Below are 26,687 nucleotides of genomic sequence, written 5' to 3' on the forward strand. Positions count from 1 at the left end.
TTGAGGTCTTCCTCTCTCTTTTTTCATTATTCGATGTCGAGTAGGAAAGTAGGCTTATTGAACAATCTCTGTTAATAATAGTACTATAAGCCTCTTTCTTTCATCAACATAAACCTGCACAATCGGCTCTCATTCGTCACAAAAAATGAAAGGAAAGGGATGTCAATCTATCAAACATATAGTACTATAGAAATAGAAAATTCAAGCAATCGGAAAGCGATGGTGTTCATGCGAAAGTCCCCGGTCATTATTTTGCTGCTCCTGATCGCAATTGGTCTCTCCTGGCTCGTATACGCGAATCGGTCACAGATGGCAAATCTGCCGTTCGAAGGAGAACGTTCGCTTTCGTATCTATCCAAAACTTCGATAGGTCAGGACGGTCTTGTTCACGTCATCGCGGATTCCCGCAAAGAGCTTATCCAGCTGGACGGAGAACGTGTCATTCTTCAAGATGTGAAGCTAGGAGACGAGGACGGCAAAAGCCACGGCTTCACGGAAGTTGAGTCGGCGGCTGACGGGAGCATGATTGCCCTCGACACGGTGCTGGACGAATACGGACTGTACGTGCACGAAGAAAGACTCATGCGTTATGAGCCAGGCTCCAAGGAAGGTACGATACTCTATTCCTACGATGGCGCGGTCGGCAATAAACGTCTCGGCAAGATCAAAGGCGTTCAGACGCAAGGCGATCATGTTTACTTCTATATCGACGAAGCCGAAGCCGGAATCGGGTTAATGCGCCTTCCGTTAACGGGGGGAGCACCCGAAGAGATATACAGATTCACGCTGCCTGGCGAACGTTATTTGTCAGAGGTGGCAGGCACCCAGCAAGGCGAGATTTATTACTCCACGCGGAGAGGCGCCATCTACCATGTGACGGCAGGAGGCGAAAGCGCCAAAATTTATCCGTTGCCGGAGACGGAGCGGACAAGCCGCAACTTCCCGGAATCTCTACAGCTGCATGACGGGCGCTTGTACTTTATCGACAGGCTTGTAAATGCTGTCTCAAGCATCAGCTTGTCGAATCCGGGCGAAATTCGCACGGAGCTGTCCGAAGAAGAGCTTGCGGTGCGTTCAGGCGGAGCCGAATTTCTGGAAATCATGGATGTTGAGGTCGATGACCAAGGCGGCTTGCAGCTGGCGATGGACGATCGCATCGTCTATATTGCCGCAAACAAGCAGGACTCGAGCGTCATAACGTCGCTGGCACAAGGCAAGCCGGAGGTTCGCCAAACATGGATCTTCTGGACCGCAGCAGCTTTGCTCGCTCTGGCAGTCGTTGCACTGCTCCGAATGGTCTATATTCATTGGCTGAATCGCCGGGTATCGTTATTTTTTAAACAAGTATTCGCCATTGTTCCGATTTTGGTCGTTTCGATGTTCATGCTCTCCAACTTTATCTATGACAGCTTCTCGACTCGAATGGAGGATGAGATGCAGCGCCAGCTGTCGCTGCTGGCACGCAACGGGCAAACGCTCATCGACGGCGACCAGCTAAGCCGCCTCGCTTCTCCGAGCGATTACGGAAATGCCGATTATGTGGCGCTCCGCGACAAGATGGGTTTCCTGTATGAGAACGAAGACCCATCCATTCGTCAAGGCTTGTACAGCACGTTGTACAAATACGAGAACGGCCAATTTTTTGTCATCATGGACGATGACGACGGCGTGAACATGTTTAAGCCGTTTGCGGTGACAGAGACAAACAAGCCGGTCGTCGAGAGCGGTGCCATCGTCTCCGAACGCTGGGAGGACGCAACGGGCAAGTTTATGTATGCCATTGGTCCCGTCTACGACTCGTCGGGCAATATCGTCGGCGTCTATGAGACGGGCAGCGACCTGAACGTGCTCTATCAATCCAACACTACCATCTACCAGAGCATTCTGCGCAACATCGGCTTAAGCAGTCTCGTTCTTATCGCGATGGTGCTTGGCGTTACATATTGGCTGCTTCGTTCTCTCCGCAAGCTTCGCAAGAGCGTGATGGAGATGGCGAGCGGCAACTGGGACGTTCATGTGAATATCCGCTCGCAAGACGAAGTTGGCGATCTCGGCGAGCAATTCAACCGGATGGCCCAGCATATTCGAACTTATATTAAGGACATTACGACCTTCAGCGAAGCTTCGCATCGATTCGTTCCTCAGCAGATCTTCAAATATTTGGGCAAGAAGGGAATTACGGAGGTCCACCTCGGCGATCAGGTACAAGGCAACATGTCGGTGATGGTAGCCAATATACGCTCCTTCAATCAGTTGTCCAAGCAGCTGTCCCCGAAGCAGAACTTCGACTTCATGAATGGTTTCCTCAAGCGCTTCAGCCCGTTCGTTCGGCAGGAGGAAGGACTAATCAGCAAATATCTCGGAGCCGGCTTTATGGCACTGTTCCCTGGAAGGTCGGAGGATGCGATTCGCGCAGCGATTGCAATTCGACGGGAGCTTGCGGCGTATAACGATAGCCTGATCGCATCCGGTTACCGTCCTGTCGACATGGGGATCGCCATCCATAAGGGACCGCTGATGCTCGGCATTGTCGGCGAGGAGCAGCGTATGGAGGGCAATGTCATCTCCGATGACGTTAACGTGACGACGGCGCTGGAACGGTTGTCCGATACGATGGGCTCATCCTTGCTAGTGACGAAGACGTTCTTCGATCAGCTGCGCGCACCGGAACGTATCCGCTGCCGTTATCTGGGGCGAATCGGCATGGAAGGCAAGGACGAATCCGTGGAGCTGTTCGATGTTTACGAAGGCGACTCCGACAAGGAGCGTCAGCTCAAGGATCGGACCAAAACGACATTCGAAAAGGGCATTCGCCTCTGCCAAGAGGGACGTTTCTACGACGCGCGGGAGACGTTCGTTGAGGTCATTAAGTTGAACCGGTTCGACAAGGCGGCCAAACTTTATTTCTACCTGTGCGACGAATATTACCAGAAGGGCTCGTCCGAAGGCTGGAACGGCACGTTAGCCGTATAAACCACTGAGAATATGATAGAGACTTATGGGGGCGGGAATCATGCTGGTTCAATCTAGTCGGATTGAAAGGGTTGGCGACAAGCAGACGGCGGATGATATCAGTTCATTCCTGCTGTCCGACAGTTCGTTCGACGACACCAATTATACGCCGGGCGAACTAAAACATTTTCGCGAGCTGCCCTATCGGGCGTTGCTAGGAGACAGCATTTTTTGGTACGCTCGCAGCGAGGACGGAAGCATAGCAGGCATTAATTGCATGGCGCCGAATGAACAGGGAACTGGCGGATACAACTGGGATTATCTCGTCGTACACAGGGATTATCGTAGAAGCGGACTGGCCGCGGGCTTTATCGAAGAAATGTTTCGTTACCTGCGTGAACAGAACGCCCGATATCTATTGGCCTATACCTGTGATTTGCCGCAATATGACGCGATCAAGCTGATGTTCGCAAAGCTGAATTTTAATCTGATCGGACGTTGCCCCGATTATTATTACGAGGGCGAGGATCGCCTCGTCTATCATATCAAGATAGATTAGAGACAGTAGGAGTAGTGGAATATGAACGGAATATTGCGAGCCGTCGGCGCCCGTCCGGAGGATCAGCGCAAGCTGCTTCTGATGGCGCCTGTTTTTTTTATTTGCGGCATCGCGGAGATGCTGAACTACAATAGTTTCATGACGCTTTTTAACCAGCGATTCGGCAGCGAGTTTTTGCCGTACGTCTACGCAGCGGAAGCCTTCATATTGCCTCTCGAAGCCTGGCTGCTCTCCTGGCTGGCATCCAGACTACCGAAGCCGAAGCTGATGCGGGTCATGTATGCCATGATGGTTGGCATCGTTGGCGTAAATGCCGCAATCTTGATCACGTTAGAGGGGCTCGGCATGGATGCCCGTTGGTTCTATCCGGTGCTCTTTATCGCGTCGAGCTTCGTCGTGCGCCAGCAAACGCTGCTTCTTTGGAGTCTGGCGATCGATCTCTGTTCGACTCAGCAAGCGAAGCGGCTTATGCCGGTTTTCGTAGGCTCCGCTACGCTTGGCGGCGCGACGGCCGGCTTGCTGGCGCAGCTTATTAGTCTCGCATTTGGACCCGTTGTTATCTATACGGTCGGGGGTCTGTTGCTTCTGCTTGTTTGGAGAAGATACCGTAAAGTGATCTCGGACTTCCTGGTGCCGATATCCCTCCGGATGGAAGCCGCCTCGGTTGAAGAAGAGACGATCGGAGCAGGTGCGGTATTCAAGCACGCACTCCGGTCGCCGTTTTTGCTGATGGTTATCTTATTGATGACGATGATGCCGGCTCTGTATTTCCTAATGGAATATGAGTTCCTAAGCATTGCTCGACTGTCCTATGTCAATGAACAAGCATTTAGCCAGTTTTTTGGCATGATTACGATGATTTTGTTCGTTCTTGCTTTCTTGCTTCAGCTTGTCTCTGGCAGGTTGATGGAGAAGCTTGGCGCGAGTCAAATGTTGACAATAATCGCGGGAGTGTACGTGCTCTCGTTCGCCGGAGCTGTAATCTTTGGAGGCGGAGCAGCGGCGATGCCCGTTATTTCTTTAGGCTACATGCTGCTTTATCTGCTGCTCTACTATTCGGCGGAGCCGTCTTATCAGCTGTTTTTCAAGACGCTTCCGCTGGCGCAGCGCGACAGCTATCGATTCGCCGCACAAGGAATAGCAGCCTCTGCCGGCATCCTGCTGGGCGCTGGCATGCAATTCCTTCATGCTGGTTTAGGTCTTTCGTGGCAGCTGCTGTCCGTGATCGGTCTGGCAGGTTCGGCGCTGCTGCTTGTGTTAGCCTGGTATGGACGAAAACTGTACATGCACGAGCTTGTCCGGAGCGTTAGCTCCATGAGCGCCGCCGATATCGCGGATTCTTTTGACGAGATCAGCATGAACCCTGCGGCAATGGAGGAAGCAAGGCGGCTCTTGGATCATCCGTCGGATACGGCTCGCGAGATCGGCATTCAACTCATCGGCAGGCTGCATGACCCTAAGGATCTGCCGCTGCTGTTACGACTGCTGGAGGATGGGAACGACCGGATTCGCATTGCGGCAATCAGGGCGATGTCGCTCGCGGGCGCCGATCTGCCGGCCATGGCGCAAATCGCCAAGCTGCTGGAGGATCCGGACGACGCTCTTAGGACGGAGGGGGTACGCGCGATTGCCCGCATGAAGCAACTGAAGGAGCAAGCGTTTTTCTTCCTGCGGCAAAAGCTGCTGGATCGCCATCCTTCCGTCGTGGCGGAGGCCGTCAAGGCGATGTATTCGCTTGGCAAGGAACAGAGTTACGAGGCTTGCCGAGAGGTTATCGACCGCATACTGGAAGAGGGCGGCGAAGCTTCCGTATATATGTGCGGCGCGATCGCGGACTTGGAGCTTACCGCATTTATTCCCGCGATCATCAAGTTGACGGAGGATCCGCATCCCGCTGCCAGAGTGTCCGCTATTCGGGCGTTAGGAAAGCTTCGCAGCGAGGATCTTATCCCCCTGCTCTTGCCCAAGCTGTCGCGGATGGATGAAGAGATGTTGTCCGCGTCCACTATAGCATTCGTCGACATTGGCCAGCCTTCGGTGAAGCCGCTGCTGGCAAGCTTGCCGGATGCGCCTGCCAAACACTGGAGCTCGGCCGTAATGGCCTTGTCGGAGCTGCTAGGCGAAGAAGATATGCGCGGCGGATTGACGCAAGAGGCGTTAGGCCGGCTCTCGGAGCTTGGCAAAGCGGCGGACTACGGTGCCGCGCTGAGAGTATGCGGCAAGGAAAAGCTGGCCAGTCTCGCGGATATGCGTTGGCATGAGGTGCGGTTACTCGTGTTCAAAGGAATATGGGCCATGCTTGCCAAGCTGACGGATGAACGCGCCGTTGAAGTTATCCGTACAGGCGTCACGCATGCCGAGGAGGAGTACCGCAGCAACGCGCTGGAGGTGCTGTCGGAAGGCTTCGGCGATCGAAGAATTTCGCAAGCCATGGTCATCTCATTGGAACTGGAAACGATGGCTCGTCCCAAGATGGAGCGGGATGAGGCGATGACACTGCTGGAAGCGGCACTGCACGGATCTGACGATTGGTGGAGGGAAATGGCGAACGAGGCGCTGGCCGAACGGAAAGGGGATATGGCTGTGACAAACGAAGGTCAAATAATGAACCGCTTGAACAAAGTCGTATTCCTCAAGCAGGTTCCTTATTTCTCCGACCTGTCGCTCGAGGAATTGGGACTTATCGCGGGCGTAGCCGAAGAGGAGACGATCTCCGACGAAGACATCCTGCTTAAGAGGGGGGAACCTCAGTCGGCTATGTATGTCATCGTCGAAGGCAATATCGAATTAACAAGCGTGTCCGCGGCGGGCTGGGAAGGCACCATCGGCGTGCTTGGACCGGGTGACGTGTGCGGCGTTACGTCGGCGCTTGACGGATCGCCCTCCACCGTGACGGCCCAGTCACTGTTGGGCGATGCGCGCGTCCTTAAGCTCTCCGGCGACGATGTCTCGCGTCTGGTACGATTGTATCCCGAGATCGGAATCGGTTTGCTGCGAGCTTCGTTCGCCCGGATCAGGCTGCTGGAAGAGATGATGATGAGGATTGATTCGTAACGTTAGATTTTTAGGATACTTTTAATGATGGAAGGGGAGGGATCGTGTTGAAGAGAGTAAGAGATCTTGTTGTTGGAGCTATTGCAGGAGCCCTATTGATGGTTGGAGCGTCGGCGGGGTATGCGGCTGTCAAGCAATACATGCTGACCGAAGCGTCTTATCCAATCTATGTGAACGGGGCGAAGTATGAGGATGCCGAACGGCCGATTCTGAATTATGAGGGAAGCACTTATGTCCCATTAGCCAAGCTCGGCGATATTACCGGCGTTGACTATAAGTGGAACGAAGCGCAAAAACGCGTGGAGATCGAGGTTTCTGGCGTTACCGTTAAACAAAAGGTGTACAGCGACTACACCAAAGACGTCCCTAATTTTGCCTACGTAGTCGGGATTCCTGACGGCAAGCGAATCGAGAATACAAGCAGCAAATCCGTTTCCTACAAATACGATGTAACCGACGCGCTGGATTCCAACTTGGATAAATACATCGCGGCTCTTGAAGCCGCAGGATTCGTTTACGAAGATTATACGTCGTCGGAAGAAATATTATATTATGTTAAAGGGAAAACAGTGGTAGGCTTGTATTTTGGAGGCTATGACTTTTATGTTCTCCTGACAACCGACTGACTCCGCTGCCGAGGAGCGGCCGACGGGGAAACCCGGAACCGAATAGATTATGGAACTTGAGGTTGCAACCCGGCGTATCCTTGCATATAATATAGATTAATGTTTGGAAATGTTGGATATGAAGCTGCTTTGATGGAGAAGAGTACGCAGTGCCTCCGCACAGGGAGAGGACGCCATGGATTGAGAGCGTCCTTATGGAACAGGCTGCCGAAGTTCGCTCCGGAGCATGCGCTTGAACGGCCGGATATTGTTCCGAGTCAGTAGGGCTGCACGGTTCCCGCCGTTAACGGGACTAGAGCAATCACGATTAGCGGGTAATGTCCGCGTCGCGATTGGAATTAGGGTGGTACCACGGTTCTTCCGTCCCTTCGGGGAGGAGGGACCTTTTTTTGTTGGAAAGGAACAGAGTTACACACCAACCTTGATGCAGTAGTTGAGTGCTTTTGGAGTTACAATGCTGACTGGCTGGTTCGCTCATGGGTAACGATGTTGGCGGTAATCGGATTCATGGGTTCCATAAAAGCTGCTTGGTTGAAAGCTGCAGCTGGAGCGCATGTATTGTACGATTTTCCAGCATGGGACGCTTTAAGCTAACGGACATCAGGAACCTTATTTCCATGAAAACGATGTGTTTTCAAACGTAACGGACATAGGAAGCGCTATTAGGTGCGACAGGTGGCTGAAAGGCTCTCCTGAGGACGAATAAGGTTTCTTGTGTCCGTTAGATTCTCGAAAGCCGCTGTATGGGCGAAATAACGTCGCTGGTGTCCGTTACGTTAGCGAAAACGGAGAAGCAAACAAACGACGACGCTCGCTGCGAAATCCGGTCCATAATTCCAGTGTAGCTTTGGGACGCAGCAGCAAGCAGTTGATGTTGCCCGCCAAGACGGGCGAAGGCAGAGGGTTACAAACTTTTGGAGGCGATGAAGGATGAAGGCAAGGCTGGAGGAGCTGCGCGCCGAGGCGCTCGGCGAGCTGCAGGCCGTGGCGTCGCAGGGCGCCCTGAACGATCTGCGGGTAAAATATTTGGGCAAAAAAGGCGCTTTGACGGAAATATTGCGCGGCATGGGCGCGCTTAGCGCGGAAGAACGTCCCATCATCGGCGGCGTAGCCAATGAGGTGCGCGGCGCGATCGAAGCCGTCATCGAAGAGAAGCAGATTGCATTCCAACGCGAGGAGACGGAGGGACGTCTGCGCGAGGAAACAATCGATGTGACGCTGCCGGGCCGGCAGCTGCCGACGGGCTCCGTACATCCGCTGAACAAAGTGGCGCAGGAGATCGAGGACGTGTTTATCGGTCTCGGCTATACGATCGCGGAAGGTCCTGAAGTGGAGATGGACTACTACAACTTCGAGGCGCTAAATCTGCCGAAAAATCACCCCGCGCGGGATATGCAGGATTCGTTTTATGTGACGGACGAGATCCTGATGCGTACGCACACTTCGCCGGTTCAGGTGCGCACCATGAAAGCGAGCGCCGGCATGACGCCGGTAAAAGTCATCTGCCCGGGCAAGGTATACCGCCGCGATGATGACGATGCTACGCATTCGTTCCAGTTCAATCAAATCGAAGGGCTTGTTATTGGCAAAGGCATTCGGATGAGCGATCTCAAAGGAACGCTGCTGCAATTCGTTCAGCAAATGTTCGGTTCGCAAGCGCAGATTCGCCTCCGCCCAAGCTTCTTCCCGTTCACGGAGCCAAGCGCCGAGGTAGACGTGACTTGCGTGCAATGCGCCGGAGACGGTTGCCGGATGTGCAAACAGACGGGCTGGCTCGAAATTTTGGGCTGCGGCATGGTTCATCCGCGCGTTCTGGAGATGGGCGGTTACGATCCCGAGGAAGTGACCGGTTTCGCCTTCGGTATGGGCGTGGAGCGGATTGCGTTGCTGAAATACGGCATCGACGACATTCGCCATTTCTACAGCAACGATCTGCGGTTCTTGGGCCAATTCGCCCGCATGTGACGAGAGAAGGGACGGTATCTAAATGAAAGTATCCTATCAATGGTTAAATGAATATATCGATCTTTCCGGCCTAAGCGCCGAAGAGCTGGCTGAGCGCATGACGCGCGGAGGCATTGAGATCGACGGCGTGGAATCCCGCAACAAAGGCGTCACTGGCGTCGTTGTCGGCCATGTCGTGTCCAAGGAGAAACACCCCGACGCCGATAAGCTGAACGTGTGCAAGGTAGACGTGGGCACGGGCGAGGAGCTGCAGATTGTATGCGGCGCCAAAAACGTTGACTCGGGACAGCTTGTACCCGTCGCCGTAATCGGCGCGGTATTGCCGGGCGACTTCAAAATCAAACGCGCGAAGCTGCGCGGCGTAGAATCGCAAGGCATGATCTGCTCCGCGAAGGAGCTGGGTCTGAATGACAAGCTGCTGCCGAAGGAGCAGCAGGAAGGCATTCTGGTGCTGCCGGAATCGACTCGCATCGGCGCGTCAATCGCAAGCGTGCTTGGCATCGACGACGAGGTGCTGGAGCTCGATCTGACGCCGAACCGCTCCGACTGCCTCAGCATGCTGGGCGTTGCTTACGAGGTCGGCGCATTGACCGGACGGGAGGTAAAGCTTCCGGACAACGCCGTGCATGATGCCGCCGCGAAGACGGAAGGGCTCGTATCGGTAGCTGTCGAAGCCGAGGAGCAATGTCCTCACTATACCGCGAGGTACATTCAAGGCGTAACGATCGGGTCGTCGCCGTCCTGGCTTCAGAACCGTCTAATGGCTGCCGGCATACGTCCTATCAACAATGTCGTGGACGTAACGAACTTCGTCATGCTGGAATACGGCCAGCCGCTTCATGCTTTCGACGCCGACAAAGTGCCAGGGGGCCGAATCGTAGTGCGGATGGCTCGCGAAGGCGAGACGCTGGTCACGCTTGACGATCAAGAGCGCCGTCTGGAGCCGCATATGCTGGTCATTACCGACGGCAATGAGCCGATCGCGCTTGCGGGCGTTATGGGCGGCGCAAGCACGGAGGTTACGGCGGGCACGACGAATATTTTGCTGGAATCGGCCAGATTCGACGGGGGCATTGTTCGCAAGACGTCGCGCCAGCTCGGTCTTCGCTCGGAATCCAGCATCCGCTTCGAGAAGGAAGTGGATCCGGCCAGCGTCATTCCGGCATTGGATCGCGCCGCATCGCTGATCGCGCAGCTGGCATCCGGTCTCGTAACGGACGGCATCGTGCAAGCTGCTGCCAAGGCACCGGAGAAAGCCGTAGTCGAAGTAACTCTCGCGCGGATCAACGGTTATCTGGGCACGGAGCTGTCGAGCCTCGAAGTCCGCTCCATTTTGGGCCGCTTGCGGTTCGACTATGATTTCGGCGCGGATGACGCGTTCCGGATTCAGGTACCAGCACGCCGCGGCGATGTTACGAGAGCGGTCGACATCATTGAGGAAGTCGCCCGTCTGCACGGGTACGATAATATCCCGACTACGCCGATTCACGGCGACGTGATTCCGGGCTCGTTGACGAAGCCGCAGGCCATTCGGCGCGAACTGCGCAAACGTCTGGCGGATTCCGGTCTAAACGAGGTCATCAGCTATTCGTTCACGAGCCCGGCCCGCACGGAGATGTTACCGGCATTGTCGGAAGGGGCGCGTCCGGTGCGTCTGTCGATGCCAATGAGCGAGGAGCGCAGCGTGCTGCGTACAACGCTGTTGGCACAGTTGGTAGAGACAGCCGTCTACAACCGCAATCGCAAGAACGAATCCGCCGCATTGTTCGAGATCGGCAGCGTGTTCCATACGGACGAGGAGACGTTGACCCGTCTGCCTCGCGAAAAACATCGGTTCGCCGCGCTTCTGACAGGCAATCGTGTCCAAAGCAGCTGGAACGGCAAAGCGGCGGCTTACGACTTCTATGATGCCAAAGGCATTGTGGAGACCATTGCTTCCGTGCTTGGCATCGCCGGCAAGCTGACTTACGCGCCGGCACAGCCGGAGCACTTCCATCCGGGCCGTACGGCCGCGATTGTGCTGGATACGGAATCCGGACCTTCGATAATCGGCTACGTCGGGCAGCTTCATCCGGCAAGCCAGCTGGAGTGGGAGCTCGCGGATACGTACGTTGTAGAGCTTGAGCTTGAACCCGTCTACGAATATGCGGACTTCGACATCGTCTATCGCACGCTGCCGCGTTATCCGGCGATGGAACGCGACATTGCTGTCGTTGTAAACGCGGACGTCGCCGCGGGCGATCTGACAGCCGCCGCGACACGCACGGCAGGCGCTTTGCTGGAGTCCATCTCCGTGTTCGACGTCTTTACGGGCGAGCGTCTGGGCGCCGGCAAAAAGAGCGTTGCCTTGTCGCTTGTATACCGTCATGCGGAGCGTACGCTCACGGACGAAGAGGTAACTGCGCTGCATGCAGAGGTCGTCGGACACCTCACACAATCTTTTGGCGCAGAATTGCGGAAGTAGGCAGGAAACCACCTCAGCCGCATCGAATTAGTTCAAGCATGAACTTCGATGCGGCTTTCTTGCGCGCATCTGCGACATGGAGACGATAGGAGGATACGACACAGTGGATGCAGATCAAACCGTTGTAACCGTTGATATATATGGTGTTCAGTACAAGCTTAAAGGCCATTCCAATGTAGAATATATGAAGAGGGTTGCAAGCTCGATTGACGACAGCATGAAGAAGCTGGCGAAGACGTATCCTCGTTTAGATATGCAAAAGCTTGCCGTTCTCTGCGCCATGCAGATTACGGAGGATGTATTCCGGCTGCGGAAAGACAATGCGCGGCTGCAGGAGGAAGAAGCCAGGCTTGGCGTTATAAGCAAGCAACTGGAATCGGAGACGCGCAAAACCTCCGAGCTGGAAGCTGGACTATCCGAGCTGAAGCAGGCTTCGGAGGCGAAGCTGCGGCAGGCGCAGGAGAAGGCTGAACAAGAGCTGGCGGAGCTGCTTGCGCTTGCGGACGAGCAAAAGCAGGCTGACGAGGCTGCTCACGGCGAAGCGTTGCGTTTGGCGGAGGAACGCTTGAAGCAACTGCGGGAGGAGCATGAAGCCGAGCTGCAGCGTGTCAGCGACAGTCTGATTGCGGAGAGCAAAGCGGAGCTGCTGCAGCTTAAGAGTCGGCTGGAGACGGAGCTGGCCAAGCTGGAAGCGGACCGTGACGGAAAGATTGCCTCTTTGACATTGGAAAAGGAGCAAACGGTTGCAGGCTTGATGCAGGAGAAGGAGCAAGCGATCGTCGAGCTGAAGACGGAGCAGGAGCAGCTGCTGGCTGCATTTATGCAGGATCATGAGCAGCTTGTGGAGGAGCTCAAGAACGAGCAGGCACGAGCGATCGAACAGGTACAGAGGGACAAGGTTGCCATTGTCGCCAAGCTGGTGGGCGAGAAGGATGCCGTCATGCTGGAGCTGGCCGACATCTCTGCAGCCAAGGAACGAGCGGCTATCGAGCTGGCGCAGCAACGGGATCAGGCGCTTGCCGAACTTTCCATGGAAAAGGACGAGGAGCGGGAAAAGCTTCTGGCGGAATGGCAGCGGAAATGGGAGCTTCGTGAAACCGAATGGACGACGTCAGCCGATGCCGCCGACGCGGAACATAATCGGCAAGCGGAGGAACGCGAGACGTTTTGGAAAGCGGAGCTGGAGAAGGTCGAGCAGGAACGGCGTTCGGAGCTGGAGCGCAGACGAAGCGGCTGGCTGGAGGATCGCGATAAGCTGCTGACCCGGATTGCCGAGCTGGAACAACAAAGCCTTGCGGATAAGGAAGCCGCTGAACAGCGCATACAGGCTGCGGACGAAGGAATAATGGCCGCGATGGAGCAGGAGGAAATTCTGCGTTCATCCCTATCGCAGCTCCAGCAGGAGCGGGAAGAATGGATCGAGCAAATGGAGGTTGCCGAGGAGCGGCTGGCAGAGCTTTCGTCTGAGAAGGCAGCCAGCGCGTCCGGCTACGAGGAGCAGTTGTCTTCCTTGAAGCTGGATTACGAGAGCAGGCTGGCGGCATTGTCCCAAGAGCATGAGAGCAAACTTTCTATCGCTCAGCAGGAAAGAGAAGCCGAGTTATTGGCGGAAAACCAAAGGACCGCGGACATCGCGGGGCAGTTGGAGCGTAAATCCGCAGAAGAGCAAATGCTGTTGACGATGGTCGAGGAGCTCGAAGCGAATGCGGCGGAACTGGCGGAACAGTTGGAACGCAAGACTGCCAATGAGCAAGCGCTGGCGGAGCAGTTGGAACGCAAAACTGCCAATGAACAAGCGCTGGCGGAGCAGTTGGAACGCAAGGCTGCCAATGAACAAGCGCTGGCGGAGCAGCTGGAACGCAAGGCTGCCAATGAACAAGCGCTTGCTGAGCAACTGGAACGCAAAACTGCCAATGAACAAGCGTTGGCGGAGCAGTTGGCTTCGAAATCCGCCGGGGAGCAAGCTGTCGCGTCCAAGCTGGAGCAAGCGGAGCTTGAAGCATTGGAACTGCTGGAGCAGATGACGCAGCTGGAATCCAAGGAGCAGTCGCTGACGGAGCAACTTGAGCAGTTGCAGTCGCGCGAGCGCTCGTTGACTGAACAGGTCGTACAGCTGACGGCGAGAGGGCATTCGTTAGCGGAGGAGATCGAGCGTTCGCGTTCGCAGGAGCAATTGTTGACGGCGCAGATCGAGGAACTGTCGGCGAACGAGCAGTTGTTGACGGAGCGTATCGAGCAATTGACGGCGAAGGAACAATCGTTATCGGAGTCGATCGAGCAGTCGCGTTCGCAGGAGCAGTTCCTTGCGGAGCAAGTGGATGAGCTGACGATCAGGGAGCAGGCGCTAAGCGCGCGGATCGAGGAGATGTCGGCAAAAGAACAATCGCTCGTCGGGCAGTTGGCCGAGCTGACCGAGCAAGGGAACGCACTGTCCCTGCAGGTAAACGAGCTGGAAAACAGCGGACAATCGTTGAGCCAGCACAAAGCCGAGCTGGAAGCCGCCAGACATACGCTGTCCGAGCAGTTGCTGGAAGCCGGTTCGAAGGTCAAGGAGCAAGCCGAGCTTTTGGCGCAATTGGCGGAGAAGGAGCTTACCCTGACGGGCCAGCTCCGCGAAGCGGAAGCCAAAGCCGATGCGTTGTCCCAGCAGCTGTCGCAGAAATCGGCAGACGAGAGCGAGCTCGCCGCGAAGCTGGATCAAGCGGAATTCGAAGCGCTGGAGCTGTCGGAGCAAGTGGCGCAGCTGGCGGCAGCCGAACGGGCGTTGTCCGGCCAGCTGAGCGAAACGGATTCGGAGAAAAACGAGCTGTCCGAGAAACTTGCCCAATTGACGGCTGGCGAACAATCTTTGCAGGAGCGGATCCTTGCTTTTATAGCGCTAGAAGAGTCCATGTCGGAGCAGCTTCAGCAAGCTGCCGCCGGGGAGCAAGCGTTAAAAGAGCAGCTTGATCAGGTGACCGGAAAAGAACGATCGCTGACCGCTCGGCTTCAGGATGCGGAGACAAAAGCGGCTGAGCTGTCGCAGCAGCTTGCCCTTAAAGCTAAGGAAGAAGCAGAGCGCACGGCCAGATTGGACCAAGCGGAATTCGAAGCGCTGGAGCTGTCGGAGCTGGTCACGCAACTGGAAACCAAGGAGCAGTCTTTGACCGTTCAGCTTGCTCAATTGACTTCGCAGGAGCATACGCTGTCCGAGAAGCTGCAAGAGGCGGAGTCCAGATGGATCGAATTGTCGGAGCAGCTAGCGCGTCATCAGAAGGAAGAACAGGTCTGGATGGATGAGCGGGATGCGCGCGAGCATGAGCTCAACGCCGAGCTGGCTGCCCGTTCCGCAAGCGAGCGGAAGTTGTCGGAGCAATTGTCCGCGCTGACTTCGCGGGAGCGGGAGCTTTCCAATCAATTGGCGGAGTTGAAGTCGAACGAGCAGGAGCAGCAACAGCTGCTGGCCGAACTTCAATCTCATGTTCGAGAGCTATCCGCGCAATTGGCTCAGCGCGAAGAGCGCGAACAGGAATTGGTCGATCAATTGGCCCGGCGCAACCTTGCCGAACGCGAGCTCTCCGAGCGGCTTGCCGCAAGCGGCGAACGAATGGCCGAACTGGAGCGTCAGCTTGCGGAGCAACAAGGCCGCAACGAGTCGGAAGCCATGGAGCTTGCCGCGGAGCTGGAAGAGCAATGGAAAGCGGCGTCGGCCGAATCCAAGCGGTTAAGCCAACAATTGTCGGAGAACGAGACCGAGCTTGGACGATTGACGGCCGAAGCCGCGGATCGCGATCACAAAGAGCAGGAACTGATCGCTCAGTTGGAATTGCTGGCGGCTAGGGAGCGTATCGCTAACGGTCAGCTGGAAGCGGCAATGGAGCGTTCCGAGCAAGCCGAGAAACAGCTGTCCCAGCAAGAGCAGTCGATTCGCGAGCTTGAGACGGAGCTGGCGCGTCTGGAGAAGGCGGGCAACGATTATGCCGCGATGGAAGAAGAGCTGCGCGAGCGGATGGAGCTCGCCATGCGCGAAGCCGCCGCCTCGGTCGACGTGCAGGAGGATTGGCAGGAACGGCTGAACGAGCTTCAGCAGGAGCGGGATCAAGCGGCTCAATCCGCGGAAGCGTTGCTTAACCAACATTCCGCTTTGCTCGACGATCACAACAAGCTCAGCCGCGAATACTCGAAGCTGCAGTCGGAATTCAACGAATGGATCGAGATGATCGAGCAAAGCTGACGGCAGCGTTCGAATCTATTAGGCGCAAAACATTTTGAACATCCTCTTAAAGGACGACTATTCCAGCTCGGTGCAGGTTGCATCGGGAGGGAATAGGCGTCTTTTTGCGCCCACAACCAGCCACTAAGAAGGAGCATTGGGACAATGAGCCAATATGAAGCTGCAGAAATGTTACAAGCGGTTGCCAATCGATTGATTCCGAAAGACGAGTGGCCATCGGCGGCCGAAGCGGGAGTCCTTGCCTATCTGGAACGTTTCGCCGGGCAAGAACCCGTTGTTTGGGCAGAAGTCATCGAGCAGGGCCTTCGCGCGTTGAACGGGGAAGCACTAAAGCGGTACAAAGCCCCCTTTGTCAAGCTGACAGAGGATGAACAAGATGAGCTGCTGCGCGGCGCGGAGTGCGGTTCCTACCCGGGGTGGCCGGCTTCGGCCGAACCGCGCTTATTGTTCTCCACCGTGCTGGAGCTGGTCGTCGACGGTTATTATGGAAGTCCGGAGGCGGGCGGAAATCTTGGAGGAAAGTCCTGGGAAATGATAGGATTCCGTTCCGGTACGGCTTCGGCAACGCGGACCCCTCCCGATGAGCCCGAGTTCATCCCGACGCCGCTGGACCAGTTGAAAAACAGATACGACGCCGTAGTCGTCGGGGCGGGAGCGGGCGGTTCCGTGGCGGCGGCACTATTGGCCGAGGCCGGGCTTCAGGTGCTGGTCGTGGAGCGGGGAAGCTGGCTTCGTTACGAAGAGGTCGGCAGGGACCATTTGCGCAATCATCGGTTTAGCAAATACGGGCATAATACGGGACCGAATTCCGTCGGCTATCCGCGCACCTTTGCAACGACTAGCGGGGCAGAGCGCATAACGGTGCCGTTCGAAGGGGATTACCACAACAACGCGATGACGCTCGGGGGAGGCACGCGCGTCTATGGCGCGCAGGCGTGGCGGTTCCATCCCGAGGACTTTCGAATGGCGAGCCGGTATGGCATACCGGAGGGGAGCTCGCTTAGCGACTGGCCGATTACTTACGAGGATCTAGAGCCTTACTATAATCGGGCAGAGTGGGAAGTAGGCGTCTCGGGCGACGGCAATGCTCATCCGGGACGAGGCAATCGTACGCGCGCTTATCCCATGCCCGCGCTGCCATTTACGACGGAGGCGAAAGTGCTCGCTCGGGGAGCGAACAAGCTGGGATGGGCAACCGGGTCGGTGCCGCTTCTGATTAACTCGGTTGAACGGGACGGCCGGCAACCATGCGGACGCTGCGGCGAATGCGTGGGCTTTGCCTGTCCGACCAACAGCAAAAATGGCGGGCATAATACGATGCTGGCAAGGGCGATGGCCACCGGCAACTGCGATCTCGTTTGCGACACGTTGGCGGAGCGCATCGATACGGAGGGAGGAAAACATGCGACGGGAGTTCGTCTTGCGCGTCTAGAGAATGGCATCATCCAGCGAAGACAGGTGCGAGCGGGCCAGGTTGTCGTTGCGGCAGGGGCTATCGAAAGCGCGCGTCTCCTGCTCAATTCCGGCAGCGATTCCGAGCCCGAAGGAATCGGCAATCGGAACGGGCAAGCGGGAAGACATTTGCAAGGTCATGTCTACTCCGGCGCATACGGCTTGTTCGACGAACCTTTGCAGGACGGATTAGGCCCGGGTGTCAGTATCGCAACTTTGCGATTCGACCATCATCCGGAGAATGGAATTATCGGAGGAGGGCTGCTGGCTAACGACTTCACCCGGCTGCCGCTTGTTCATTGGTATCGAGCCTTGTCTCCGAACGCGATCCGATGGGGAAGGGCAGGCAAAGAACATATGCGGGAAAGCTATTCTCGCACCAGCCAGATCCAGGGGCCTATCCAGGAAATTCCGAGCGCCGAATCCAGAGTCCGTCTATCGCGGACGGTACGAGATGCATTCGGTCTTCCGGTAGCCGCGCTCTCCGGAGGCGTGCATCCCGAATCGCTGCGGGCAGCGGAAATGCTGGGCGCGCAAGCGGAGAAATGGTTGTGGGCTTCGGGCGCGAGAGAGGTATGGAGAACCCGGCCGGGAGGCGGACTAAGCGGAGGGCAGCATCAAGCGGGCACGCTGCGGATGGGTAACGACCCTCTGACATCGGTCACCGATCCAACGGGACGCGTACACGGCTATGACAATCTGTGGGTGAGCGACGGCTCGCTGCATGTTACGAACGGGGGCGTTAACCCGGTGCTGACGATTATGGCGCTGGCCTTCCGTACGGCAGACCATATTATCAAGGAGGGATGATCCGGGGCGATTATATTTGGAAACGGCCACCCTCTTCAGCCCGGGAACAACCCTGATCCTCGCGTTCCATATTCCCAAGCTGAATCGGTTATTATTCTACAGGCCTTTGGGAAGAGCAGACGCTTGCGATCACCCGTAGGAATGGATCGTTCCCGTCGGTCCTCCGAAGGAGAGGCTCGCAAGACGGACGATATCGGGCGTCACGATGGCAGGATCCTTGCCCGTGGCGTGCATCTCCGTGCGGAGCGTGCCGGGGTTGTAAAGGTTGACCAGAATGCCGTGCTCATGCTCCTCGTCGGCGATGGAGCGCGTCAATGACTCCAGTCCGGCCTTTGCTGCGCTGTAAGCGGCATAACCGCCTGCGCCATTTCTCGACAAGCTGGATGTTATATTAATGATGCGTCCGTATTTCTGCTTGCGCATGGCCGGCAAAACGGCTTTCGTGAGCAGGAACGGCGCCGTCAGATTCGTGTCGATCTGCTTCTGCCAATCGTCCGCGGACAGCTCGGCAACGGAGCCCGACTCCAGGATAGCGGCATTGTTAAGCAACACGTCGATGCGATCGTAACGCTTAAGAGTTGTGCGAATAGCATCCGCGACTTGCGATTCTTCCGTGACATCCGTCTTTATCACGAGCGCCGTTTTACCCGTGCGGTCCTGCACGAGGGCGGCCGTCTCCTCCAGCTTATCGCGGCGGCGTCCCAACAGCACGACCTCCGCTCCTTCCGCAGCGAAGGCGATTGCCGTCGCGCGCCCCAATCCCGTTCCGGCCCCGCTGATCAAGGCAATACGACTATTCATAGCTCCCACAAGCATTCCTCCCGTTCACTGGTAATGTGTCCATCTTATCAAAGCGGCAAGCCCAATGGAAGGCAAGGGGCTATCAGACTTTTTGACCGTGAAGCCAAATATTCCTGATAAATCTTATGTATAAAAATAATTTACCCGGAGCACTGCGGCAGGATCGAAAGCTGCGCGCGGCTCCGGGTAAATGGTGTTTGGTGCTGTTAGGTAACGACCAGCTTCGCTTTCATCTTGGCATGTCCGCCGCCGCATGGCACGTTGCAAATGATATCGTAAGTACCTGGCTTGTCGAATTGAAGCGTAACGGATTCGTTGTTGCCAATCGTATGTTTGGTCTTCAAAATTTGCACGCCGTGAACGCCGCCAACGGACTTCAATGTCAGAGCAACCGGCTCTCCGGCTTTGATCTGATACTCCTGCTGATCAAATTTCCAATCGGATGCGGTCAAAACGACTTCGGAAGCCGGCTCTACGGCAGCTTCGACGGCTACCACATCCCCGCTATTCCCGCCGTTGCTTCCCCCGTTATTGGCTCCGCAAGCGGCGATGACCAGAGCCAATGTTAGAATGGATGCGAATACGATCCATTTTTTCATTATCGATATCCCCTTTCAGCCTTAAAGTGAGAGTTCAAAAAGTTCGGTTTTCAGCACATAAGCGTATGCTTCCGATGCTGCGTTTTTTTCAAAAACGCTGTAGAAGATGGAATTCAAGTAGAAACTGAGGAGCGGAGCGTAGTGGAAGCTACGTGAGCACCGGAAGTTTCGCTTGCGTTCCATATTCGATGTCGAGTAGGCTTCTTGGCATACTTCGTGATCAAAAGCGGACTTTTTGAACAACCTCTTGAATGGCTATAAATATTCTTACCCTTTCATTGTATCCTAATATTGGACATGATAAAGGATAACAGGTGACAACTCCTTGACAAAGGATTGACAAAATTGTTAGCAAGGCGAAACGGCTCCGCGTCCTCTTCTCCTATATAATAAAAAAAGAAAACAAACCTTTGCCCCTTCTTCAGGCAGGCAAAGGTTTGTCATCCGGCAGCTATCTTGCTGTCCATTGCGTTGCGGCGATCTTCGCGATCGGCGCGGGCGAAACTCTGATTAATCGTGGCGATTGCGACCGGCTTCATAAGGCGTGCTTACCGGGATAAACAAATCGATAATCCCGATGACAAGCGCGGCCAGAATCGCGCCGAGCCAAGTGACAGTGACGCCTCCGACGATGAACTGGGCGAGCCAGATGACGACCGCGCTGGCAATGAAGCCGACGATGCCGCGACCGAAAGGCGTAACCTTTTTGCCGAAGATGCCTTCGATAATCCAGCCCAATGCTGCGATGACAAGCGCCAGGAAGAAGGCGCTCCAGAAACCTCCCACGCTGAACTGCGGCACGATAAACCCTACGAGCATCAAGACAAGCGCGGAAACGATAAACCTAACGACATGGCCAAGAAAAGTCACATGCATTACCTCCTTCGTGGAATGGTGAAGCTGCAGGCGAAGCCATATAAAGTCTGCCCTGAAACAGGAGATGGAACGGTTGCTGCTGTACATAGTATGGTCATAATTTCATCAATTCATGTGAAGGCGGCAATACCCGTATTCAAAGATGCGCCGAATCGTGCATCGCGTTCAAGGTTCGGCTATAATAAAAGGGCGAGAGGAGTGTTATTTGTTGGATTCCAAAATATTGACAACGCTTGAGTATCCCAAAATTATAGATAAATTAACGAAGCATGCCAGCACGTCGCTGGGCAAAAGCATTGCGGAGGCGCTGCAGCCGGAAACGAAGCTCGAGTCCGTGAAGGCGCTGCTGCAGGTAACGGACGAAGCTTATGCGGCCGACAGACTTAAGGGCAGCGCGCCGTTCGGCGGCATCGTCGATATCCGTCCGTCCTTGCTTCGCGCTAGAATCGGAGGCACCTTAAATCCCGGAGAGCTGCTCGATATCGCCTCGACTGCACGCGGCGGCCGCAGGGTAAAACGTCATATCGAGAGCATTCACGACGAGCATCCGCTTCCGATGTTGTCCACGACGGCATCCGGCCTTGCGGAGCATAAGCCGCTGGAAGACGCCATCCTAGACTGCATCGACGAGAACGGGGAAGTGCTGGATCATGCCAGCCCGGAGCTTGCTTCGATCCGAAGGGAGCTGAGGAGCGGCGAGGGTCGCATTCGCGAGAAACTCGAGAATATGATCCGCTCGTCAAGCGTGCAGAAGATGCTGCAAGACACGTTGATTACTTTGCGCAACGACCGTTATGTCATTCCGGTAAAGCAGGAATACCGCGGCAGCTTTGGAGGGATCGTACACGATCAATCCGGATCAGGCGCCACTCTCTTTATCGAGCCGGAAGCTATCGTAGCGATGAACAACAAGCTCAGAGAGACACGGGCAGCCGAAATGCGCGAGATTGAGAAAATTTTGCAGAAGCTTACGGCCCAAGCCGCCGATCATGGGGAAGAACTGTTGATCGATCTGGAGCTGCTGGCCGAGCTGGACTTCGCGTTCGCGAAAGCAAGAATGGCGCACGAGATGAAGGCAACCCAACCTCGAATGAACGACAGAGGGTTTTTGAAGCTGAAGCGCGGCCGGCATCCTCTGATCGATAAGGATAAGGTCGTTCCGCTCGACGTCGAGCTTGGCAATAACTACACGGCTATTATCGTGACGGGTCCCAATACGGGGGGCAAGACGGTATCGCTCAAAACAGTGGGTCTGCTTAGCCTGATGGCAATGTCGGGATTGTTCGTGCCAGCCGAGGATGGCAGTCAGTTATGCGTATTTGATGCCATCTACGCGGATATCGGAGACGAACAAAGTATCGAGCAGAGCCTCAGTACGTTCTCCAGCCACTTGACGAACATCATTCGCATTTTGGGCTCCATGACCGCCAAGAGCCTTGTGCTGCTCGACGAGTTGGGAGCAGGAACGGACCCCGCGGAAGGATCCGCTCTGGCGATTGCGATTTTGGAGCATATTCATGCGCGGGGCAGCCGTATTATCGCGACGACGCACTATAGCGAGCTCAAGGCTTATGCTTATAATCGCAAGTCGGTCATTAACGCCAGCATGGAGTTCGACATCGCAACCTTAAGTCCAACATACCGGCTTTTGGTCGGCGTGCCGGGACGAAGCAATGCGTTTGCGATCGCGGAGCGGCTGGGCTTGCAGCGTTCTATTATCGATCATGCGCGAGGCGAGGTCAGCGAAGAGGATCTGCGCGTGGAGAACATGATCGCGTCGCTGGAGGAAAACCGGATCAGCGCCGAATCGGAACGTCAGAGCGCGGAGGCGCTGCGGAAGCAGATGGAAGCGCAACGCGCGAAGCACGAGGAGGAGCGTCTTCGCTTCGAGGAACAGAAGGAGAAGCTGTTGCTGAAGGCGCAGGAAGAAGCAAGGGAGGCCGTCGCCAAGGCGAAGCGGGAGGCGGAGGTCATTATCGCCGACTTGCGCAAGCTGGCGATGGAGGAGGGCGCTTCGGTCAAGGAGCATAAGCTGATCGAAGCAAAGCGGAGGCTTGATGAGGCGTCTCCGCAGGTACAGACCAAGAAAGTCAAGACGGCGGGCAAACAAGGCAAGATCGAGCCTGGCGACGAGGTTATGGTGTACAGCCTGAACCAGAAGGGATCCGTGCTCGAGGTGCACGGCTCGGACGCCACCGTACAGCTTGGCATTCTAAAAATGAAGGTTGCGCTGGATGATATGGAGCTGCTCAAGCCGAAGGCGGCCGACGCTGCCAAAGCCGTTCAGCCTAAACAGTCAGGGGCGAGCTTGAACCGCACACGCGACGATAACGTCAAGATGGAGCTGGATCTGCGCGGCGAAAGCCTGGAGGAAGCCATCATGGAAGTGGACCGATTCCTGGACGAGTCGTTCTTATCGGGATTCGGTCAGGTTTATATTATTCATGGCAAGGGGACGGGCATTCTTCGCACGGGCATCCAGCAGTATTTGCGCAAGCACTCCCATGTGAAGAGCTTCCGGAACGGCAATTACGGCGAAGGCGGCATTGGGGTTACAGTTGCCGAGCTGAAGTAGGAGGTTGGGGCAATGAAGGAATCGGAGATCGATAAGCTGTTGGACAATCCGTATGCGTCCTCACTGGTATTCGTATCCGTCACCGTGCTGTCGCTGATCGTTTTTCTGTCGGTGTTCGAGCTAGTGACGAAGTACAAGTGCTGGGACGAGATCAAGCGAGGCAACGTGTCGGTGGCTATGGCAACCGGGGGCAAAATATTCGGTATATGCAACATCTTCCGCTTCTCCGTCGAAGCGAACGACAGCATCTACGAAAGTCTGATCTGGGGAGCGTACGGCTTTATTATTTTGCTCGTGGCGTACTTCCTGTTCGAGTTCCTGACCCCCGTCTTCCGGATCGACGAGGAGATCTCGCGCGACAACCGTGCGGTCGGGTTGATCGCCATGATCATCTCCGTATCGCTTTCCTACATCATAGGAGCCACCGTCATCGTGGATTAAGAAAGGGGTTTTCCCGAAGATGAAGTATCTTTGGATTACGCTGCTTGTCGTGGCGATATTGTTTTTTGTGGTCGGTATTATTTACGTTATGAATACATGATGGATGTTAGATGAGAAATGAAGGAGAACTGTAGCGATGGAAGAAAAGCAAATTTGTCCTTGGTGCCAGACGGAAATTACTTGGGATGAGGAGATTGGGCCCGAGTCTCATTGCCCGCATTGCGAGAACGAACTGAGCGGCTACCGTACGATGAACATCGGGATCGGAGACGGCGGGGAAAGCGACGATGCAGATAATGAGGATATGGATCTTCCGGAATGGAACGACGCGGACGACGATAGCGAAGCGGATTGGGCCGCCGAGCAGGAAGGGTACATAGGAGCTACCAGAAGCACTTTAGCAGCGCAAGGGGTCATTCAGGAGATTACGGAGGCGCAGTATGAGGTTCCGGAATGTCCAAACTGCAGGGAATATATGTTGGAAGCGGGGACGCAAGTTCTGGGCGGCGAAGGTTTCGTGCCAACTGCGCCCGAGGTCATTGGAGAACCGTTTCTGCCATCGCCATTCCGTATCGTCTGGTACGTCTGTCCATCCTGCTTCGCAACATCTTCGCAGCTGAGCGCCGGCGATCGGGAGTATATGATGGGCAAGCTGTCCGAGCGGGAATAGAAGCAGTCAGGAGGGCAACTTCCAAGATTGGACGGGCATAGGGGGCGGCAATCGGGGCATCTTACAAAACATACTTACAAAGGTTGTTCAAAAAGTCCGCTTTTGATCACGTAGTATGCCAAGTAGCATACTCGACATCGAATATTGAATTCAGGCGAAAGTTCCGTTGCTCACGTAGCTTCCACTACGCTCCGCTACTCACTTTCTACCTTCTTTCAATCTTCTCGGTGCTGAAAACCGTACTTTTTGAACCCTACCTAATGGCAGCCGCAGGATAAAGCTGCGGCAGGAGGTTATGTTTTGGCGAAATTAGACAAACAAGCTGCCCTGCTTCTGATCGTCCAAGCGTTGTATGGCGTAGCGAACGCGCTCTCGGGAACGTTTGTGCCGGTCTATCTATGGAAGGCAAGCGAGTCGTATATGCTGATCGGCTGGTTCACCTTTGCCCAATTTGTACTCGGCGGACTCACCTTTTGGGTCGCAGGCAAATGGGTAAAGGAACACAACAAAATGAATAGCCTGAGGGTCGGCATTGCGCTCTCGGGCGTATTCTATTGCGCTGTGTTGCTGCTGGGAACGACCGCCAAGACATGGGCCGTCCCCCTCGGCGCCCTTAACGGCATTGCGATGGGCATGTTCTGGATTGCCTGCAACGTCGTTTACTTTGAAGTAACAGAACCGGACACGCGGGATTCCTACAATGGATGGGCTGGCCTTCTGGGTTCCATGGCAGGCATATTTGCGCCATGGATATCGGGCTTGCTGATTACGACCATGCAGGGAGAGAAGGGATACCGTATCATCTTCAGCCTTTCGCTTGCCATCTTCGCAGTTAGTGTCGTGCTGAGCTTCTGGTTGAAGAAACGCAAGGTTGAAGGAACTTATGATTGGCTGTACGGCTTTAGACAACTTGCCAAGAAAGGGAACTCATGGAGGCGTATGTTCCTGGCCATTATGGCGCAAGGCGTGCGGGAGGGCGTGTTTATGTTCCTCGTGGGTCTAACGGTGTATATTGCCACAAGGGATGAGAGCAAGCTCGGTACGTATTCGCTAATAACGTCCCTGATTGCTTTGATCAGCTTTTGGGCGGCGGGCAAATGGCTAAAGCCGCATCGGCGTTTGACGGGCATGCTGATCGGCGTCGTTATGATCAGCCTTGTCATCCTGCCGTTGTTCTGGCAGGTCTCGTATACGACCTTGCTGCTGTTCGGCATCGGCACCTCCTTGTTCATGCCGCTGTACATTATTCCGATGACGTCCCGTGTTTTCGATCTAATCGGCGAATCCAGGGAAAGCGCAAGCCACAGAGAGGAATTCGTCGTGCTAAGAGAAGCGGGATTGACGCTGGGACGTATGGTAGGTTTGTCGGCATATCTCATTGTTTTGCCGATTACGGATTCGCCAAGAGCAATCACGTGGCTGATGCTGGGAGTGGGCGTCGTGCCGATTGCCGGCTGGTGGTTTATACGTCCGTTTCTGCAAGCGCAGCATAATAACGGGCAAGAAGGGCACAAGCGCAGCCGTTTAAAAGGGAAGGCAAAGCCGAGAACGTCATAATCAAGTTGTGACCAGAAAGACTGCAATTAAAGGTATGTAAGCAACGGGAGAAGGTTGAAACAATGGCGAGAGCAGTAAGCGATATTACGCAATTAATCGGAGAAACGCCGATCGTCCGCTTAAACCGGATCATCGAGCCCGGAAATGCCGAAGTTTATGTGAAGCTGGAGAAATTAAACCCCAGCGGCAGTGTCAAGGATCGGGCGGCCTTCGCGCTTATCGAAGCAGCCGAACGCGATGGCATGATCCATCCAGGGGCAACCATTATCGAGCCTACGAGCGGCAACACGGGGATCGGACTCGCTATGAATGCCGCGGCTAAAGGATATAAGCTGATTCTGGTCATGCCGGACAATATGTCGACGGAGCGAATCAAGCTTCTAAAGGCTTACGGCGCAAAGGTAGAACTTACGCCGGCAGCCGAGCGGATGCCCGGCGCTATACGCAAAGCGGAGGAGCTGCAGCATCAACACCTGGGAAGCTTTATTCCGAATCAATTCAAAAATGGAGCGAATCCCGATATTCACCGCCGGACGACTGCGCTGGAAATTATGGAGCAGACAGGCGGCAGGCTGGACGCATTTGTGGCAACGGCAGGTACGGGTGGAACGATAACCGGTACGGGAGAGAAGCTTAAGGAGCTGCTGCCGGAAGTGTACGTCGCCGTTGTGGAGCCGCAGGGCTCTCCCGTCCTCTCCGGAGGGCAGCCAGGTCCCCATAAGCTGGTCGGCACAAGTCCTGGATTTATTCCGGACATTCTGAACACTTCCGTTTACGACGAAATCATACAGGTTTCCGACGAGGATGCCATCGGCACGATGAGAGCGCTAGCGAGACAAGAGGGCCTGCTGCTTGGCCCATCCTCGGGCGCGTCGGTCTGGGCGGCGCTCAAAATGGCCCGGAAGCTGGGCGAAGGACGGCGCGTCGTATGTATCGCCCCGGATACGGGCGAACGATATTTAAGCATGGGCCTATTCGAGTAGCTTACAGGGACTATATTCACGACAGCCAGCCGGTCTTCAGACCGGCTGGCTTCTTTAAATGAAAGGAAATATTCCTCCATCGCATGCATT

General features: G+C 55.4%; 16 protein-coding genes. 13 read left to right on the forward strand and 3 right to left on the reverse strand.

Annotated elements, in window-relative coordinates; all coding sequences use genetic code 11:
* Window positions 1-228: 228 nt before the first annotated feature.
* From H7F31_RS13740 to H7F31_RS13775, 8 genes are all read left to right on the forward strand, one after another.
* On the forward strand, window positions 229-2,973 hold the full coding sequence (locus tag H7F31_RS13740) for a HAMP domain-containing protein (RefSeq protein WP_187104633.1): 2,745 nt from the start codon (window positions 229-231) through the stop codon (window positions 2,971-2,973).
* A gap of 40 nt (window positions 2,974-3,013) precedes the next feature.
* Entirely contained in the window at window positions 3,014-3,511 is a 498-nt protein-coding gene (locus H7F31_RS13745; protein WP_187104634.1) for a GNAT family N-acetyltransferase, read from the forward strand.
* 21 nt (window positions 3,512-3,532) lie between these two features.
* Window positions 3,533-6,565 carry a HEAT repeat domain-containing protein gene (locus tag H7F31_RS13750; RefSeq protein WP_187104635.1) on the forward strand — a complete coding sequence of 1,011 codons (3,033 nt, stop codon included), beginning with the start codon at window positions 3,533-3,535 and terminating at the stop codon, window positions 6,563-6,565.
* 47 nt (window positions 6,566-6,612) lie between these two features.
* The gene (locus H7F31_RS13755) at window positions 6,613-7,191 is read left to right on the forward strand and encodes a stalk domain-containing protein (RefSeq protein WP_187104636.1); all 579 of its coding nucleotides are present in this window, start codon (window positions 6,613-6,615) and stop codon (window positions 7,189-7,191) included.
* A 930-nt stretch (window positions 7,192-8,121) separates the two neighbouring features.
* Entirely contained in the window at window positions 8,122-9,156 is a 1,035-nt protein-coding gene (gene pheS, locus H7F31_RS13760; protein WP_187104637.1) for a phenylalanine--tRNA ligase subunit alpha, read from the forward strand.
* Window positions 9,157-9,178: 22 nt separating this feature from the next.
* Complete coding sequence (gene pheT / locus H7F31_RS13765) at window positions 9,179-11,620, forward strand: phenylalanine--tRNA ligase subunit beta (RefSeq protein ID WP_187104638.1); 2,442 nt, start codon at window positions 9,179-9,181, stop codon at window positions 11,618-11,620.
* Between the two features lie 103 nt (window positions 11,621-11,723).
* Window positions 11,724-15,833 carry a cell division protein ZapA gene (gene zapA / locus H7F31_RS13770; protein ID WP_187104639.1) on the forward strand — a complete coding sequence of 1,370 codons (4,110 nt, stop codon included), beginning with the start codon at window positions 11,724-11,726 and terminating at the stop codon, window positions 15,831-15,833.
* Between the two features lie 144 nt (window positions 15,834-15,977).
* Window positions 15,978-18,095, forward strand: a complete 2,118-nt coding sequence (locus H7F31_RS13775) for a GMC family oxidoreductase (RefSeq protein ID WP_187104640.1) — start codon at window positions 15,978-15,980, stop codon at window positions 18,093-18,095.
* 129 nt (window positions 18,096-18,224) lie between these two features.
* Here the strand turns inward: H7F31_RS13775 and H7F31_RS13780 are convergent, their stop codons facing one another.
* The 3 genes from H7F31_RS13780 to H7F31_RS13790 all read right to left on the reverse strand — a co-directional run bounded on the left by H7F31_RS13780 (window position 18,225) and on the right by H7F31_RS13790 (window position 20,365).
* Window positions 18,225-18,896, reverse strand: a complete 672-nt coding sequence (locus tag H7F31_RS13780; RefSeq protein WP_261800509.1) for an SDR family NAD(P)-dependent oxidoreductase — start codon at window positions 18,894-18,896, stop codon at window positions 18,225-18,227.
* 206 nt (window positions 18,897-19,102) lie between these two features.
* Window positions 19,103-19,495, reverse strand: coding sequence for a cupredoxin domain-containing protein (locus H7F31_RS13785; protein WP_187104642.1), 393 nt, complete (start codon window positions 19,493-19,495; stop codon window positions 19,103-19,105).
* 510 nt (window positions 19,496-20,005) lie between these two features.
* Entirely contained in the window at window positions 20,006-20,365 is a 360-nt protein-coding gene (locus H7F31_RS13790; RefSeq protein WP_087566808.1) for a phage holin family protein, read from the reverse strand.
* A gap of 214 nt (window positions 20,366-20,579) precedes the next feature.
* On the opposite strand from H7F31_RS13790, the gene H7F31_RS13795 reads away from it, so the two are divergent.
* From H7F31_RS13795 to cysK, 5 genes are all read left to right on the forward strand, one after another.
* Window positions 20,580-22,946, forward strand: a complete 2,367-nt coding sequence (locus tag H7F31_RS13795) for an endonuclease MutS2 (RefSeq protein WP_187104643.1) — start codon at window positions 20,580-20,582, stop codon at window positions 22,944-22,946.
* Between the two features lie 12 nt (window positions 22,947-22,958).
* On the forward strand, window positions 22,959-23,387 hold the full coding sequence (locus H7F31_RS13800; protein ID WP_187104644.1) for a DUF350 domain-containing protein: 429 nt from the start codon (window positions 22,959-22,961) through the stop codon (window positions 23,385-23,387).
* Window positions 23,388-23,523: 136 nt separating this feature from the next.
* Window positions 23,524-24,057, forward strand: coding sequence for a hypothetical protein (locus H7F31_RS13805; protein ID WP_187104645.1), 534 nt, complete (start codon window positions 23,524-23,526; stop codon window positions 24,055-24,057).
* A gap of 300 nt (window positions 24,058-24,357) precedes the next feature.
* The gene (locus tag H7F31_RS13810; protein WP_187104646.1) at window positions 24,358-25,614 is read left to right on the forward strand and encodes an MFS transporter; all 1,257 of its coding nucleotides are present in this window, start codon (window positions 24,358-24,360) and stop codon (window positions 25,612-25,614) included.
* A 62-nt stretch (window positions 25,615-25,676) separates the two neighbouring features.
* Complete coding sequence (gene cysK / locus H7F31_RS13815; RefSeq protein ID WP_187104647.1) at window positions 25,677-26,597, forward strand: cysteine synthase A; 921 nt, start codon at window positions 25,677-25,679, stop codon at window positions 26,595-26,597.
* Window positions 26,598-26,687: the final 90 nt, after the last annotated feature.

The sequence above is a fragment of the Paenibacillus sp. PAMC21692 genome (genome assembly GCF_014303795.1).
GTDB classification, from domain to species: Bacteria; Bacillota; Bacilli; order Paenibacillales; family Paenibacillaceae; genus Pristimantibacillus; species Pristimantibacillus agaridevorans.